Source organism: Cohnella laeviribosi DSM 21336 (genome assembly GCF_000378425.1).
GTDB classification, from domain to species: Bacteria; Bacillota; Bacilli; order Paenibacillales; family Paenibacillaceae; genus Cohnella; species Cohnella laeviribosi.
In genome coordinates this window covers 43,318-58,121 of sequence record NZ_KB899835.1, presented here as the reverse complement: position 1 = coordinate 58,121, position 14,804 = coordinate 43,318, and the positions used below count along the sequence as shown (strand labels likewise).

The following is a 14,804-nucleotide window of genomic DNA, read 5'->3' as shown; positions in this document are numbered from 1 at the left end:
CACGGAGCCGTGGGCTGGACTGCATGCAGGAACAGACGCTACTGACGGCAACCATTCAAAATCTGAAAAGACTATGCCGGTTTAAGAAAAAACGACCTCAAACCGGTGCTTTGGCATGCCACAAACCGAAATCCGTGATGACGGAGGCGGTGTCAAACCTGCTCATATCAGTGGTGGCTATGTTTGTTTCCTCATTTTTCATGTCAGTTAGACGGCTAAAACTGACTTAATTCACCGGACTTCTAAACCTTTACAATACAAGAAATACAAGAGAATACAAGAGATTTAATCGATTTGCAGACATATGTACAAAATACGGGTTTTGTGAAAAAGTATATCGGTTTTTAAGTTTGAGGGCTTAACCGAATTTAGATTGTTCTTTTAATAAGGAATCAAGCATGATAAGAATATCCTCATAACAGTAAATCGTCTCAGACAATCTTTACCTCCTCTCAAAGTTCGAAGCACTCACAACAGCTTCATCGTTGTGAGTGCGCTTGATGGCTTATACTTATTGTTTTGTCGCATGATAAATCCTTCCAATGATTATGCCAAATGACAAGCGACCCAATGATCGTGGCCTACGTTCCGGTATTCGGGAACCTTCTGACTGCAAATATCCGTCGCGATCGGACAGCGGGTATGGAACTTGCATCCGGACGGCGGGTTCGCCGGACTCGGGATATCGCCTTTCAGCACAATCCGTTCCCGCTTAACCGTCGGGTCCGGAACCGGAATCGCCGACATCAGCGCTTTCGTATACGGATGAAGCGGATTTTGGAACAATTCCTCCTTCCCCGCCAGTTCGACCATGGACCCCAAATACATGACCCCGACACGATTGCAGAGGTGCTCGACCACGCTTAAATCATGGGAAATGAACAAATACGTCAGGCTTTGCTCTCTTTGCAGATCGCTGAGCAGGTTGATGATTTGCGCCTGAATGGATACATCCAGCGCCGATACCGGTTCGTCCGCGACAATAAAGTCGGGGTTCAGAATCAAGGCGCGGGCGATGCCGATCCGCTGACGCTGTCCGCCGGAAAATTCATGCGGATACCGGTCGTAATGATAGCTCGCCAGCCCGCAGATTTCCAGCGTCTGAAGAACGCGCCTGCGCACTTCCTTGCGGTCGGTGACGCCATGGTCAAGCAGCGCTTCCCCGATCGCTTCGCCGACTTTGATCCTGGGATTCAGCGATCCGAACGGGTCTTGGAACACGATCTGCAGCTTGGGACGCAGCTTTCGCATTTCTTCTTTCCGCAGCTTGTATATGTCTTGGCCGTTAAAAAAGACGTTCCCTTCCGTCTTGTCTCCCAGCCGGAGAATTGTTCGGCCGATGGTGCTTTTTCCGCAGCCCGATTCGCCCACGAGACCGAACGACTCGCCTTTGCGGATGTCGAACGAGACGCCGTCGACCGCCTTCACATACCCGACCGTCCGTTGAAAAACGCCGCCCCTAATCGGAAAGTACTTTTTTAACCGATCAACCCGTATGAGAGCTTCGCTCATGGATTTCCCTCTCTTCCTCGTACAACCAGCATGCCGTTTTGTGTTTGTCGTTGCCGTGCGCGCGAAACGGCGGCGGCTTGATTCGGCAAATCTCCATGCAATATTCGCAGCGGTCATGGAAATGACAGTTATCCTCGAGCTCGATCGGGTTCGGGACCTGCCCCGGTATCGAATATAAGCGCTCCCGCTTCTGGCCGAGAATCGGCTTCGCGTTGAGCAGCCCTTTCGTATAAGGATGCTGCGGATTTTGAAACAGCTCCAACACAGGCGCTTCCTCGATGATTTTGCCCGCGTACATGACGACCACGTAATCGGCCATCTCGGCCACGACGCCCAGGTCGTGCGTAATCAGCATGATCGCCGTACTAAACTTCTTTTTGAGATCCCGCATCAAATCCAAGATTTGCGCCTGGATCGTCACGTCAAGCGCGGTTGTCGGCTCGTCGGCGATCAGCAGCTTCGGATTGCAACTCAAGGCGATGGCGATCATCACCCGTTGGCGCATGCCGCCGCTCAATTCGTGGGGGTAGGCGTCGAAGATGGCTTCCGCGCGGGGAATGCCGACGAGCCGGATGAGCTCGATCGCTCTTTTCTTTGCCTCCTTGCGGTCCATCAGCAGATGGCGCGCCAGCGGCTCGGTGATTTGTTCGCCGATCGTCAGCACGGGGTTTAGCGAGGACATCGGCTCCTGGAAAATGATCGAGATGTCGTTGCCGCGCAAATTCGACATTTCCTTTTTGCTCAGCTTCAATACGTCCTTGCCGTCAAACCATATTTCGCCGGAGATTCGCGCCGGCGGCGATTCGACCAGCCTCATCAGCGACATGGCCGTCACGCTTTTGCCGCAGCCGGACTCGCCGACGACGCACAGCGTTTCGCCTTCCCGGATGGAAAAGCTCACGTTGTCGACAGCCTTTACGATGCCCGCGGGAGTATGAAAATGGGTTTCCAGATTGCGGAACTGCACGATCTCTTTCGCCATATCGCACCTCCCACTTTTATTTCTTCGATTTCGGATCGAGCGCGTCGCGAAGTCCGTCCCCGATCAGATTAATGGCCACGGTCGTAATCAGAATGCACATGCCGGGAGGAATCCAAAGCCACGGTCTTTTGCGGAAATCGATCAGGCTGTTGGCGTCGGCAATCATATTCCCCCACGACGGAGTGGGCGGCACGACGCCGATCCCGAGGTAGCTCATCGCGGATTCGTACAGGATGGCGCTGGCCACGCTTAGGGTTGCCGTTACGATGATAATCGGGACCGTATTCGGCAGCAGATGGCGGAATATTTTCCTTCGATCCCGGAGCCCGAGCGCCTCCGTCGCCTGCATGAATTCCTGTTCCCGCAGCATCAGCACTTGTCCGCGAACCAGCCTGGCGAGCGTCGTCCAGTTGAGCAAGCCGATGATCAGCATCAAAAAATAAATGCGGTAAGACGGATGCACTTTCAGATCCGACAGCACGGTGCCCAAAATGATAAGAATGGGCAGCGTCGGCAGCGACATAAAAATATCCGCCGTCCGCATAATGACCGTGTCCACAAACTTCCGGTAAAACCCGGAGAGCGCCCCCAGAATCGAGCCGATCAGCACGGTTACCAACGTGGCGACAATGCCGACCAATAAGGAGATCCGTCCCGCCAGCATGAGACGCAGCAGCACGTCGCGTCCGAGCTTGTCGGTGCCGAGCCAATAATGGGCGTTCGGTGCCAGGTTTTTGTCCTTTATGGAATAGTCGTACAAATTATAGGGCGAGAACAGCGGGCCGATGAAGCAAATCACCGCCATGACCAGCAGGATGATAAATCCGGCGACCGCAAGCCGGTTGCGGGAAAACTGCCGGAATGCCAGTCTCCACGGCGAATCCGCCGATTTGGCCAGGTTAGCTGCGGCTTTGGTTTTAACAGGCAAACTTTCCGTCGACATGGCCTCTCCCCCTCTACTTCAGACGGATTCGGGGATCCGCCACTCCGTAAAGCACGTCGGACAGCATATTCCCGAGGAGCGTCAGCGCGGCAAGGATGATGGTGAATCCCAGCATAAATGGATAGTCTCTCATCGAGATGGAGCCGAGATAGACCTGACCGATCCCCGGCCAGATGAAAATATGCTCCAGGATGATCGCACCCCCGAACAGGGCGGGCAATTCGAACCCAAGGAGCGTGATGGCCGGAATCATGGCGTTGCGAAGCGCATGCTTGAAGATGACGGTCCGCTCCTTGAGGCCTTTGGCGCGGGCCGTTCGAATGTAATCTTGACGGATCACTTCCAGCATACTTGTCCGGAAATAACGGGTCAGGCTTCCCGTGCTCAGCATCGTCAGCACAAGAATCGGCAGGAAACCGTGATAAGCGACGTCTTTGACGTATGCCCAGCCGGTGGCGTTCAGCCCCCCGGTCGTCATGCCGCCGACGGGAAACCAATTGAGCGTCAGCGCGAATATTTTGATCACGAGAAGTCCGATGAAAAAAGAAGGCAGCGACATGCACACGAACACGAACAGCGTAATCAGCTTATCTAATAGAGAATATTGGAATTTGGCTGAAAACACCCCGGCGATGATCGCGAAAAACCAGCTTAACACGAGCGAACAAAAAGCGATGATAAAAGAGTTCCAGACATACGTATTAATCACTTCCAGCACCGGTTTTTTATGCTGAAGCGAATCGCCGAATTTTCCCTGCAGCATATTTCCCGCCCAGATGAAGTACCGCTGGATATCGGGCTTGTCAAGACCGTACAGCCTTCTTAACTCCTCCGCTTTTTCGACCGTCATATTGGGGTTGTTGCGGGCCGTAATGTAATCCCCCGGAACCAAGGCGGTAATCGCGAACACCACAATGGAGATGCCGATCAACGTAGGAATCATCTGGAGCAGACGTCTGATGATATACTGCCTCATCCCTATTCCTCCCGGCTGTAAAGGGATATGTCCGGCCCGATGCGAGCCGAACATATCCCTCTGCCCTTATTATTGCTGCAGCTCCACCTGATACAGGCTGAACGGGAATTCCTTGTACGGCGAAATGTCAAAGCCTTGCGCGCGGGCGTTGATCGCCATCAAGTTCGCACGTTGATACAGGAGGATATCGGGAACGTCCTTGTTCAGCTCCTGATACATTTGTTTGTAAATTTCTTTTCTTTTCTCGATGTCGAGCTCTTTCTTGCCGGCGGCCATCAGCTCGTCGACCTTCTTGTTGGAGTAGCCGGTGTCGTTTTGCGCTCCGTTGGTGATATACACGGTGTTGTCGGGATCGGGCGTCAAGCCCCACGCCGCAAAGAACATTTCGAAATCGCCTTTGTCTTTCTTATCCATAATCGCGTTGAAATCGAGCGTTTCGGACACGACTTCGATGCCCAAGTCTTTGTAGTTCTTGGTCATAATCGGGAGCAGCGCGTCGACGACCGGATTGTCGGCCGTTGCGGAGAAGTTGATCTTGAACTTCTCTCCGTCCTTCTCGCGGATGCCGCCCGAGCCGACGACCCAGCCGGCTTCATCGAGGAGCTGCTTGGCTTTTTCCGGATCGAATTCGTATTTTTCGATATTTTCTTCCGTATAAGCCCAGGATACGTTCGATTGCGGAATGTTGATCACCCGGGCATACGGCCCGTAAATGCTTTCGACGATTTCGGCGCGGTTCAGCCCGTACGTGAGCGCCTGGCGAACCTTCGCATCCTGGAATTTCTTCAGCTTATGATTCATGGCGATATAGCCGTATCCGTTGTTCGGCAAAAGGCTGAGATCGACAAAGCCGAACGCTTTCAGTTCTTCCACGTTGTCTTCCGTTACCGTAACGCCTTCCTGCGCATCCGTTTCGCCGTTGCGCAGCATTTCCAGCTGGGTTGCTTCGGTCGTCGGCTTGTAGATCACCTGCTTGATTTTCGGCGCGCCTCTGAAATAGTTTTCGTTCGCTTCGAGCACCACTTCCTGACCGGGTTTGTACGAAGCGAGTTTATATTGGCCGCTGCCGAGCGGTTTGTCGTTGAGCGCCTTAACCGTTTGAAGGTTGCCTTGTTTGTAGCCTTTACCGTAATAAGCCTCCGGCAAAATATAAATATTGCCCAGTTCGTCCCGCGTCAGCGCCGATTTCTCGGTTACGGTCACTTCGACGGTATAATCGTCGATGATTTTGACGCCCGAGATTTCGCTCGCCTTGTTTTCGTGATATTCTTTCGCGCCCACAATGTTATAGCTAAGCGGATCGAGTTCTCCGTCGTAACTCGAATCCAGCAGAAGTTTCAGCGTAAAATAATAGTCTTTGACCGTCATCGGCGTGCCGTCCGTGAAGGTGACGCCCGGTTTCAGGTGGAAGGTATATTTGAGGCCGTCTTCGGAAATATCGACCTTCTCGGCCAGACTTTCGGAATACGTACCGTCGGGGTTGACTTCGAGGAAAGAGTCAAAAAGAGCGTAGCATACGTAGAAATCGTAGGCGGTTTGCATGTAGATTGGATTGAAGATCCCTTGAGGGGCCTGCATGCCGATGATCAGCGTATCGGTCCGGTTTTTGGACACGGCGGGGATTTTGGACGTGTCGGTCGCTTTGATCAGTCCGAACGTCTGATCTTCCCCCGTCGCCGTCTCCGAAGGCGAAGAGCTTGCGCTTGCACTTGGGCTTGCGTTTTCCGAGGGCGAGGCGCTCGGGCTTTCCGACGCGGTATTGTCGTTCTTGTTGCCGGTGCATGCGGCAAGCATCATGGATAACGCGAGAACGACCACCATCAACCAATTCCATTTCCTTTTCATCCTCATCTTCCTCTCTCCTTGCATTTCAATATTGAAACGCAATATATTAATTAATAAGTAAAACACAATATTGTGGATGCATAGGAAAATCTAGGATGTATAGTTGAAAAAGAAGACCGCCAAGCGCCCTTAAGTACCAAAAAGCCCAGAGATTTTTTTAATTTTTAGACAATTATAGGAAGACTCTGGTTGAAAAGTAGGAAGGAAGTCGTATGAAGGAAAACTGAGGTGTTATGGGATATTATAAGTAAGAAGTAATTTTATGTAAAGATATTATTTAAAAAACAATTGTTCCATTCATTCTCCCCGATTCATTTGCTTCGCTCGGATCGGGAGCAATTTCGGAGTATACGATAAACATATCAGAAATTCCGTATAAAGGGAAAACATTTCCGCAACCTCGCGCGCATTTTCTTATCGGCGGTTTCTTTTTTTGGCCGCGAGCAGCCGGCTCATGGCATCCGTAGAATCCGCAGCTTCCGAAGAATCCGAAACGCTCGCAGTTTCCCTTTTCGCAGGCTCCGGGGTCGGCGGAGTTGCCCGGATAGAGGGATGGCTCCGCGCCGGATGCGCAGCAGGCTGAGAGGAAGAAGATTCCTCCCGCTTGGCTTTGACGGTTGACGGCAACCCGCTGCGAAGATGCGCAACGATCCGGCTCCAAGGCAGCGAAATCCGCCGAACGGCGATATCGATCAGCCACAGCAGCAGCGCCGTCAGCTCTCTTTTTCCGTCCAACGTCGTCCCCCTCCTGCCTCCCGCTACGCCTAAACTCCATGCCGATAATGATTAACGCAATAAATCATTAATTGCGCAAATCATCATGGAGTCCTTTTCGGAATCCAAGGAATTTCAAGGGTTTCGCCTTTGTTTAATGCCATTAATTTTCTCAGACGATCAGAGTGCCGCCTTGCTGAATCCAGGTGAGTACCGCAGCGATTCGGTTCTCGTTCCAACCGGCCGTCGCCGGATCGTTCAGGACGAAGAAGCCTATAGTTACGAATACAGCCCCTCTCGCTTCCGCCTGTCTCCGAATGAACACTTCAATCAAAGTCGACGTATAGAAGATGTAAAATCCCCTAAATTCTATATAAACGAAAAGAATATACGATAGATTATATATTTTATGCATATAATGACAAAATTATATTTTTACATAATAAATATTATGTAAACTTAAACTCGAAGAACAAAAAAACCTCCGATGCCGCCGTCAAAGCGGGATCGGAGGTTCCTCAAGCCTGCTTTCATTTCAATCCGTAATACTGTTTTAGCGCATCGGCGACCCCGAGCGGGTTGCGGAGCAAATCTTTGGCGCTGAAAAAGACGTCGCCCTTTACTTTCGGCACCGATTCGTTGTACTTCAACTGATTGACAATTTCCTGAGCCGTCTGCCAGCCCGCCTCCGACGTTCCGAGCTTGTACGGGGCATGCCCGATGTACAGGTCGACGTTCGTCCCCTTGACCTCGTTGGCCCACCAGTCGGTCAAAATATCGTATCTGGCGGCGGAAAAGGACAAGCTCCAGTAAATTTGCGGAACGACGTAGTCGATCCATTCCTCGCGAATCCACGTTCGGACGTCGGCGTACATATTGTCGTACGCGGAGACGCCGGCTTTCGTATCCGATCCGGTTTTGTCCGCGCTTTTGTTGCGCCATACGCCGAACGGACTGATGCCGAATCTCACCTGCGGTTTCGCCGCGTGAATCGCCTCTCCGAGCTCGCGCACGAACCGGTTGATGTTGTCGCGCCGCCAGTCCGCCTTGTCGGCGAAGCCGCCGCTGTTATAGGCTGCAAAAGCGTCGTCGTCCGCAAAGGCAACGCCTGACGGATAAAAATAATCGTCCAGATGCACGCCGTCGATCTCGTATCCGTTCACCACTTCCATGATGACATCGATAATATGCCGACGCGCTTCGGGAATGCCGGGGTTGATGTAATCTTTGCCGCCGGCTTTAACGATCCACTCCGGATGCGAGAGCGCGACGTGGCTCGGGTCCAGCGCGGATGTGTTGCCGTCCGTCGTCGCCCGGAACGGATTGAACCAGGCTTCGAATTTCATCCCGCGGAGATGCGTTTGCTCGATCATGTACGCCAGCGGATCGTAGCCGGGATCGGCTCCCTGAACGCCGGTGAGCGCTTTCGACCAGGGAACGAGCCTGGACGGATACAGGGCGTCCGCCGCCGGACGAACCTGAACGAACACGGTATTGACCCCCATGGCCTGGAGCTTGTCAAGCAGAGCGGCAAATTCCGCCTTCTGCATTTCGGCATTTCCGTACGAGGCTGCGGAAGGCCAGTCCAAATTATAGACCGTCGAAATCCAGGCGCCGACGACGCCTCCGGATCGGCCCGATCCCCCGCCGGCCGCTGCCGACAGCAGCGTAATGGTGCGCGAAGCCGAATCCCAGTTGACGGCAAGGCCAAGCTGCTCGCCGACAAAACGCAGCGGCACCATCGTCCGTCCCTGCTTCGTCTGCACGGTGATATCCAGCATAATGTTGCCGCCGTTGACCGTGGCGTATTTTTGGCCTGTGCGCATGACGATTGTCGTCCCCGACATCCGGATGGTCACGGACTTGGCGCTTGGGTTCCAATCGACCGCAGCTCCGATGCTCTCGCTGATGACCCGCAGCGGAACGAGCGTCACATTGGCTTTGGGTACGATGTACGGAGCGACGTCGCTCGTCAGCCGTTTTCCATCCAGAACAATGGCGATCGGCGATGAAGCGGCCTGGACGGAAGCTGCGAGCACCCCCGTGCACCACAATAACAACGCCATGACCCATACCGAACTTCTGTAAACCCGTTTGCGAATGTTCATGAATGCGATCCTCCAATACCGGCACCGAAATGAAGCGTCTTCCCGACGCCTCCGTTCATTAGACGCCGATTCGCCGCGATGGTTCCGCTGCTTGGACGCATGAGACGATTTTTATTTTCGGAAAAACGCGCGGGATCGATAGATGGACATTCCCGTTTTGCCCCCGCGCCAAGCGGACCATCCATGCTATACTATTCTATGGTTATACCGTTTTTTGCCGCATACGCGGACGTAAATATACATAACAATAATTATGTAAACTTAACCGACTTCACTTTTTCAAACGGGTGATCTTATGAATCTTCAAAAAAAGAAAGACCGCGAAGAACTCGAACGGCGAATTCCCGGCATGCCTTGGTATGTGGAGAAGTTCGTCAACTATAAATTGCCCGACCTGTCCCCTTCCTCCCTGCTCGAATATGTGCGGGACTACGAGACGTTTTTCTCCTGGCTCATGGCGGAAGGCCTCACGGAAGCGAAAAGCATGACCGCCATTCCGCTCGAGGATCTGGAAAAGCTGCACATGGACAGCATCGACAACTACCGGATGTTCCTCGCCACGCGCAAGGAGCAGGCCAACAGCCGGACGACGATCTCGCGGAAGCTTTCGTCCCTCCGTTCGCTGTTCCATTATTTGAGCCAGATCGCGGAGGACGAGAACTTCTATCCGCTGCTGAAGCGCAATGTCATGGCCAAAGTGTCGATCAAGCGGACGCACAAGCCGAAGGATACCGCGGCCAAGCTGGAAGGCAAGCTGCTCCAGGACGAAGAAATCGCGGAGTTTATCGCGTATATCAAGCACGATTACGCGGCGGACGTTGCCGGCAACAAGCAGGCGCTGCATGCGCACGAGCTGAACCGGACGCGGGACGCCTGCATCGTCAGCCTCATCCTGAACTCCGGGCTGCGCGTGTCCGAGGTGGTGAATCTGAACGTCGACGATCTCGATCTGAAAAAGAAGCTGGTTCACGTGTACCGCAAAGGGAAAAACGACGACACGTTCAAAACGCCGGTATACTTCCGCCAGGATGCGGTGGCCGATCTGGAAGCGTATTTGCAGCAAAGAGAAATCCGGTACAAAGCCCCGAAACGCGAAAAAGCCCTCTTTCTCGCCCTGGCGAACGGCAAAAAAGAAGGCTCCCGCATGACGAAGCGCGCGATTCAGGAAATGGTCGTCAAATACGCCAAGCGGTTCGGCAAGCCGTATTTGTCCGTGCATAAGCTGCGCCATTCGTTCGCGACGGATTACTATCTGCGCAACGATCTGTACAAAACCCAGGAGCAGCTCGGCCACGCCTCGCCGGAGACGACGCAAATTTACGCGCACTTGACGGACAAAACGATGGAGGAAGCGATCGACCGCAAGCGTCCGGCCGGAACCGAATAATCGGCGTTACGGCGGCCCGATCAGCTCCCGGCACCGTGCCGCCAGCTTGCCGCGGCGGCGGCGCAACGTTTCGAGGCCGGCAGCGGCGGAGTCGATCTGCTCGCGGAGCGTATCTTCCGTATCCACCCCGTCCAGCAGCCGGCCGAGAAAGTGCACGAACACATCCAGCTTGCGCAGCGTCATCAAGGGAACAATCGCTTCCGCTTCCGCTTCGGTTAGCCGGACATGCCGGCCAAACCCGCGGACGAACGAGGCGACGGCCTCCTCCCAATCCCCGCCAACCTCACGGGCTTCCGCCGATTGAGCAGCGGCTGAAGCCCGTCCGGACCTCTTCTCCGTGCCAAGCAATCCGGATAGAACGACGGCCGGTTCCATCGCTCGCGCGTCCCATGTGCAAAACTCGAAGTCGAGCACGGCGGCGATCCGTTCGGGATCGTCCGCGGCTGCAAGCAGATTCGAGTCGTTCACGTCGCCGTGGATGAGCTGATGCGGCAGCTTCCGCAGCTTAGGCGCGTATCGGCGGAATTGCCGGAGTTCTTCGGCAAGCATGGCCAGTTCCGCGCGCTGGCCGCGGAACGCCGGCGGCGGCGAGGCGCAGAACGCCTCGATCCGCTCCTGCGGGCAGGACGGATGCGCCGCGTCCATCTCGTAATAGGGCGCGTAGGCCGGCCGGACGCTCACTTTGACGGCGCTCAGTTCCCGGCACAGCGCGCCCACCGCTTCCCCGACGGCGCCCGCGACGCGCGGCACCGAGCTGTCGGGCCGATTCCCTTCGATGTAGCGAAACAGGCAGCCGAATCGGCCCGAGCCGTCCGGCACGGGCACGAACGTTGCGCCGGACGGCAGGCGCATCGGAACCGGCACCGCAAACGGCAGGTTCCGCCGCGCAAGCTCGAGCAGAACGGCATGCTCGAACCGGATTTTGTCCGCGTCCCGATGCGTTTCGTAGACGCGCAGCACCCATCGATTGCCGCCTGCCGTCACATAGCGGGTCGTATTGTTCCATCCCGAAAGCCCCGTTTCGACGTTCCGGGCGCCGCCCGGGAAGAAGGTCTCCAAAAGAGCGTCGAAAGCATCGAAAGGCAAAGCCGGCTTACGCTCCTTCCTTCGTGACGGACGCGTCGATCGCGGCCATTTCGGCTTCCGACATCAGGCCGAGCCGCCAGAAGGAGACGCCCTTCAGATCGTACCGTTTGGCGAGGCCGATAATCGGCACGATTGTTTTTTCGTTTTCGTTAAAGAGGTTGATGCCCAGCAGCAGCTTGCTTTTCGGCACGCCTGCGTTCAGCGTCAGCCGGATCGCTTCGTCGATTTTGCCGATCGGGTCCGGCGTCCCCTGCCGGATGTAGTCGTAAGCCATCAAGACCAGGTGGTCGGCGAGCCGGCCGAGCGTTTGATAGTCGTAGCCTTTGTAAGAACCGTTGGGCGGCGGCACCGCCAGGGCGATCTTGAGGCCGTCCGGCGCGGCTTTAGCCGCCAGCAGCTTCACGTAATCGTTCAGCGCCTTTTGCGCCGCCAGCGGATCGTCTTTTAGCGCCAGCCCTTCGAAGTCCAGCATGATGCCGCCGAAGCCGCTGTCCTTGGCGAGCGCCGCCAGCTTGTCGATCGACCGGGCGCGCAGCGTTTCGTCCGTCAGCATCTTCGTCAGTTCCCGGTTTCCGTCCACGGCGAACGCCATCAAATACGTTTCGCCGTTGACCCGCTGCACGATCGATTCGGGCGTCACGTCTCCGTCCGGCTTCGGCCACGCGAAATCCCGGCCGTCCGTAACGAGCTCGCCGTTTTCGTCAATCCGCGTCCATCCGAACGCGGCCGAATTCAGCGTCTTGAGCCGGTCGATCTGCGGATAGGAGCGGAGCGCGTAGAACGCCTGCACATACATCGCCCGTTTCGGCGACTTGATCTCGACGGTGCGGTTCGCCGCATCCCACGCGACGGCGGCGCCGAACTGCCGGCTGAAGAAGGCGAGCGGAATCAGCACCCGCCCGCCGCTTTCGACCGGCGCCGCCGACAGCGCCACCGTGCTGCCGTTCACTTGCGTCGTCTTCTGTCCGACGCGCAGCACGACCTTCGCGTCCGCTCCGTCCGCGCCGCTCCCGACAGCCGTCACCGTCTTGGTCTTGGCGTCCCATACGACCGAAATGCCGAGCGCTTCGGCGATGGGACGAAACGGCACGAGCGTCGTTCCCCGCTCGGTTCGCGGCGCCGCGTCAAACGGAAGGTTGTAGCCGTCCAGCACGATGCGGACGGCCGGGCCGGGGAAGCGCCGGCAGCCGACGCCGCAGGCGCGCCGAATCCGCCGGACGCGCCTGCGAGAGACGCTCCCAGCAAGATCGCCAGAGCCCTTTTTCCCCATAAGCTCTTCATTCTATGAATCTCCCATTTTTCCGTCTTCGAATCTACTCTTTTGCAAAGACGCTTGGCAGGGCCATGCGCCGCGACGCCTTCGAGCCGCGGGTCAGACCAAATCGCAGGCTTCGGCGGGCATCCAGTGCTCGTCCTGGCCGTCCCATTTTACGTTGCAGCCGATCGGGTTCGTCAGGGGCACGGAGATCGGCTTGCCCTGAACGAATTCGGCCAGCGCATTGTCCAGATCGTTGACGGTCATCTTGCTGACATCGCGCGGATTGTCCACTCCGCGGCCGGTATAGATCAGCTTGCGGTTCTCGTCGAACACGTAGAAATGCGGAGTCCGCAGCGCCCCGTACGCTCTGGCGACATCCTGGCTTTCGTCCCGGAGGTACACCCAGGGGAACTTTTGCTCCTCCATCATTTTCACCATATGCTCAAACGAATCGTCCGGCTTCGTGCGCTCGCTGTTGGAGTTGATGCCGACGAAACGAATGCCGTGAGCGGCGTATTTTTCCGCGGTCCGGCGGGTCACTTCGTTCGATCCCAGCACGAACGGACAATGATTGCAGGTAAAGAACACGACCAAGCCTTTGGCGTCGGCAAAATCCTGCAGCGAATAGGTTTTGCCGTCTGTTGCGGGCAAGCGGAAATCGACGGCGGATTCCCCCAACTGAAGCGTGAAAGCCATGCTCGTCTCCTCCTTGACAGAAATGCTAGATTTCGACTCTGTCAATCGAATCTGCAATTGAATCATACCAAATAAAGGAATCGGATGACAAATCCGTTTCAGTTTTTCCAGTCGATCCGCTCGGATTTGAGCAGCCCCATCAGAATCACGTCGGCGTAACGCCCGTTTTTGAACTGGCGCTGCCTGAGCCGACCTTCCTCCTTGAAGCCGCAGGCCGCGTAGCAGCGGCGGGCCCGCTCGTTGAAATCGAACACGTCCAGCTCCAGACGGTTCAGGTTCAGCTCGTCGAAGGCAAAATCGATCAGAAGCCGCATCGCTTCCGTTCCGTACCCTTTTCCGAAATGCTCGGGCGAGCCGATGACGATGCCGACTTTGCCGTACCGGTTTTTCCAATCGATAAAGTCCAGGTTGATCTGTCCGATGAACAGCTCCGTTGCGGCGTCGGCGATGACGAATCCGCGGTTGTCCTCCCGGGGTTCCATCTTGGACTGCAGATAGGCCTGGGTGTCTTCAAGTGTATGCGGAAAAAGAAAAATGTCCGACAGATATCTTACGACCTCCGGATTGTTGACCCATCTGCGGATCGGAACGAGATCCTCCTGGCGGTACTCCCGAAGCATGACCTTCCGCCCGATCAAATGCGGCATCGCTTACTCCCCCTCCGTCGCCGAATCGTCGGCGAGATATCCCCGGTCGACCGCCCGCTGCAGCAGTTCCAGGGCGAATGCCCACAGCGTGTCGGACACCTCCCGGATCGGATAAAGCCGCTTCAGCACCTGCGAGCGCTTGATTCCGTATTTCTGCCAACTGTGGCCCCGGGTAAAGTAATTGTGCACCACCGGCTGAAGCCGGTCAAGCGCGGCCGCGTACTTGGCCTCGGGCGTCGCTCCGTCCTCGAATTCCTGCCAGAGCCCGCGGAACGCCGCCGCCTGATCGCCGGGCAGCAGCCCGAAGATGCGGTCGGCTGCCGCCGCCTCCTTCGCCGCCTTGCCGCTTAAGCCTTGGGAGTCGTATGCGAACGTGTCGCCCGCGTCGATCTCCACCAGATCGTGAACGAGCAGCATCTTCAATACCCGAAGCAGGTCCGGCTTCGGCTCTCCCGCATGTTCCAGCAGCACGGCGGCCATGACGGCGATATGCCAGGAATGCTCGGCGTCGTTCTCCCGCCTGCTCCCGTCCAGCAGCAGCGTGCGCCGCAGCACGGTCTTCGCCTTGTCGATCTCGGCGAGAAACGCAAGCTGCCGCGCCAGCCTCGGGTGGTTCCAGTCCTCCATGTTCAAGCGCCGCCTCTCCTTCA

Annotated in this window: 13 protein-coding genes and 1 pseudogene; 2 read left to right on the top strand and 12 right to left on the bottom strand. The window is 56.0% G+C overall.

From position 1 onward, the window contains the following. Positions 1–230: pseudogene (locus F560_RS25115) on the top strand (IS5/IS1182 family transposase); the annotation flags it as partial. A 316-nt stretch (positions 231–546) separates the two neighbouring features. On the opposite strand, the gene F560_RS0116260 reads toward F560_RS25115, so the two are convergent. From F560_RS0116260 to F560_RS0116225, 7 genes are all read right to left on the bottom strand, one after another. Beyond that, entirely contained in the window at positions 547–1,512 is a 966-nt protein-coding gene (locus F560_RS0116260; protein ID WP_019006817.1) for an ABC transporter ATP-binding protein, read from the bottom strand. Continuing rightward, the gene (locus F560_RS0116255; protein WP_019006816.1) at positions 1,487–2,494 is read right to left on the bottom strand and encodes an ABC transporter ATP-binding protein; all 1,008 of its coding nucleotides are present in this window, start codon (positions 2,492–2,494) and stop codon (positions 1,487–1,489) included. The genes F560_RS0116260 and F560_RS0116255 overlap by 26 nt, the downstream gene beginning before the upstream one ends. Positions 2,495–2,510: 16 nt before the next feature. Then, entirely contained in the window at positions 2,511–3,437 is a 927-nt protein-coding gene (gene opp4C, locus F560_RS0116250) for an oligopeptide ABC transporter permease (RefSeq protein WP_019006815.1), read from the bottom strand. A 13-nt stretch (positions 3,438–3,450) separates the two neighbouring features. Further along, positions 3,451–4,413, bottom strand: coding sequence for an ABC transporter permease (locus F560_RS0116245; protein WP_019006814.1), 963 nt, complete (start codon positions 4,411–4,413; stop codon positions 3,451–3,453). A gap of 69 nt (positions 4,414–4,482) precedes the next feature. Continuing rightward, the gene (locus tag F560_RS0116240; protein WP_019006813.1) at positions 4,483–6,264 is read right to left on the bottom strand and encodes an ABC transporter substrate-binding protein; all 1,782 of its coding nucleotides are present in this window, start codon (positions 6,262–6,264) and stop codon (positions 4,483–4,485) included. Positions 6,265–6,672: 408 nt separating this feature from the next. Beyond that, complete coding sequence (locus tag F560_RS0116235; RefSeq protein ID WP_019006812.1) at positions 6,673–6,993, bottom strand: hypothetical protein; 321 nt, start codon at positions 6,991–6,993, stop codon at positions 6,673–6,675. 509 nt (positions 6,994–7,502) lie between these two features. Continuing rightward, positions 7,503–9,080 (bottom strand): family 10 glycosylhydrolase, encoded by a 1,578-nt coding sequence (locus F560_RS0116225; RefSeq protein WP_019006810.1) that lies wholly within the window; start codon positions 9,078–9,080, stop codon positions 7,503–7,505. Positions 9,081–9,375: 295 nt separating this feature from the next. Between F560_RS0116225 and xerS the strand changes: the two genes are divergently transcribed. Further along, positions 9,376–10,467 carry a tyrosine recombinase XerS gene (gene xerS, locus F560_RS0116220; protein ID WP_019006809.1) on the top strand — a complete coding sequence of 364 codons (1,092 nt, stop codon included), beginning with the start codon at positions 9,376–9,378 and terminating at the stop codon, positions 10,465–10,467. 6 nt (positions 10,468–10,473) lie between these two features. On the opposite strand, the gene F560_RS23490 is transcribed toward xerS, so the two are convergent. The 5 genes from F560_RS23490 to F560_RS0116195 all read right to left on the bottom strand — a co-directional run bounded on the left by F560_RS23490 (position 10,474) and on the right by F560_RS0116195 (position 14,781). After that, entirely contained in the window at positions 10,474–11,553 is a 1,080-nt protein-coding gene (locus tag F560_RS23490; protein ID WP_019006808.1) for a phosphotransferase, read from the bottom strand. A gap of 7 nt (positions 11,554–11,560) precedes the next feature. Continuing rightward, on the bottom strand, positions 11,561–12,823 hold the full coding sequence (locus F560_RS24260; protein WP_051088351.1) for a stalk domain-containing protein: 1,263 nt from the start codon (positions 12,821–12,823) through the stop codon (positions 11,561–11,563). A gap of 102 nt (positions 12,824–12,925) precedes the next feature. Further along, complete coding sequence (locus F560_RS0116205; protein WP_019006807.1) at positions 12,926–13,507, bottom strand: thioredoxin family protein; 582 nt, start codon at positions 13,505–13,507, stop codon at positions 12,926–12,928. A 98-nt stretch (positions 13,508–13,605) separates the two neighbouring features. Continuing rightward, positions 13,606–14,154: a GNAT family N-acetyltransferase gene (locus tag F560_RS0116200; protein ID WP_019006806.1), complete on the bottom strand. Its 549-nt coding sequence runs from the start codon at positions 14,152–14,154 to the stop codon at positions 13,606–13,608. 3 nt (positions 14,155–14,157) lie between these two features. Beyond that, complete coding sequence (locus F560_RS0116195) at positions 14,158–14,781, bottom strand: HD domain-containing protein (protein WP_033396297.1); 624 nt, start codon at positions 14,779–14,781, stop codon at positions 14,158–14,160. Positions 14,782–14,804 lie beyond the last annotated feature (23 nt).

Coding starts and splice junctions, on each gene's coding strand:
- F560_RS0116260 (WP_019006817.1), bottom strand. CDS start 1,512: ATGAGCGAAGCTCTCATACGGGTTGATCGGTTAAAAAAGTACTTTCCG.
- F560_RS0116255 (WP_019006816.1), bottom strand. CDS start 2,494: ATGGCGAAAGAGATCGTGCAGTTCCGCAATCTGGAAACCCATTTTCAT.
- opp4C (WP_019006815.1), bottom strand. CDS start 3,437: ATGTCGACGGAAAGTTTGCCTGTTAAAACCAAAGCCGCAGCTAACCTG.
- F560_RS0116245 (WP_019006814.1), bottom strand. CDS start 4,413: ATGAGGCAGTATATCATCAGACGTCTGCTCCAGATGATTCCTACGTTG.
- F560_RS0116240 (WP_019006813.1), bottom strand. CDS start 6,264: ATGAGGATGAAAAGGAAATGGAATTGGTTGATGGTGGTCGTTCTCGCG.
- F560_RS0116225 (WP_019006810.1), bottom strand. CDS start 9,080: ATGAACATTCGCAAACGGGTTTACAGAAGTTCGGTATGGGTCATGGCG.
- xerS (WP_019006809.1), top strand. CDS start 9,376: ATGAATCTTCAAAAAAAGAAAGACCGCGAAGAACTCGAACGGCGAATT.
- F560_RS24260 (WP_051088351.1), bottom strand. CDS start 12,823: ATGGGGAAAAAGGGCTCTGGCGATCTTGCTGGGAGCGTCTCTCGCAGG.
- F560_RS0116205 (WP_019006807.1), bottom strand. CDS start 13,507: ATGGCTTTCACGCTTCAGTTGGGGGAATCCGCCGTCGATTTCCGCTTG.
- F560_RS0116200 (WP_019006806.1), bottom strand. CDS start 14,154: ATGCCGCATTTGATCGGGCGGAAGGTCATGCTTCGGGAGTACCGCCAG.
- F560_RS0116195 (WP_033396297.1), bottom strand. CDS start 14,781: ATGGAGGACTGGAACCACCCGAGGCTGGCGCGGCAGCTTGCGTTTCTC.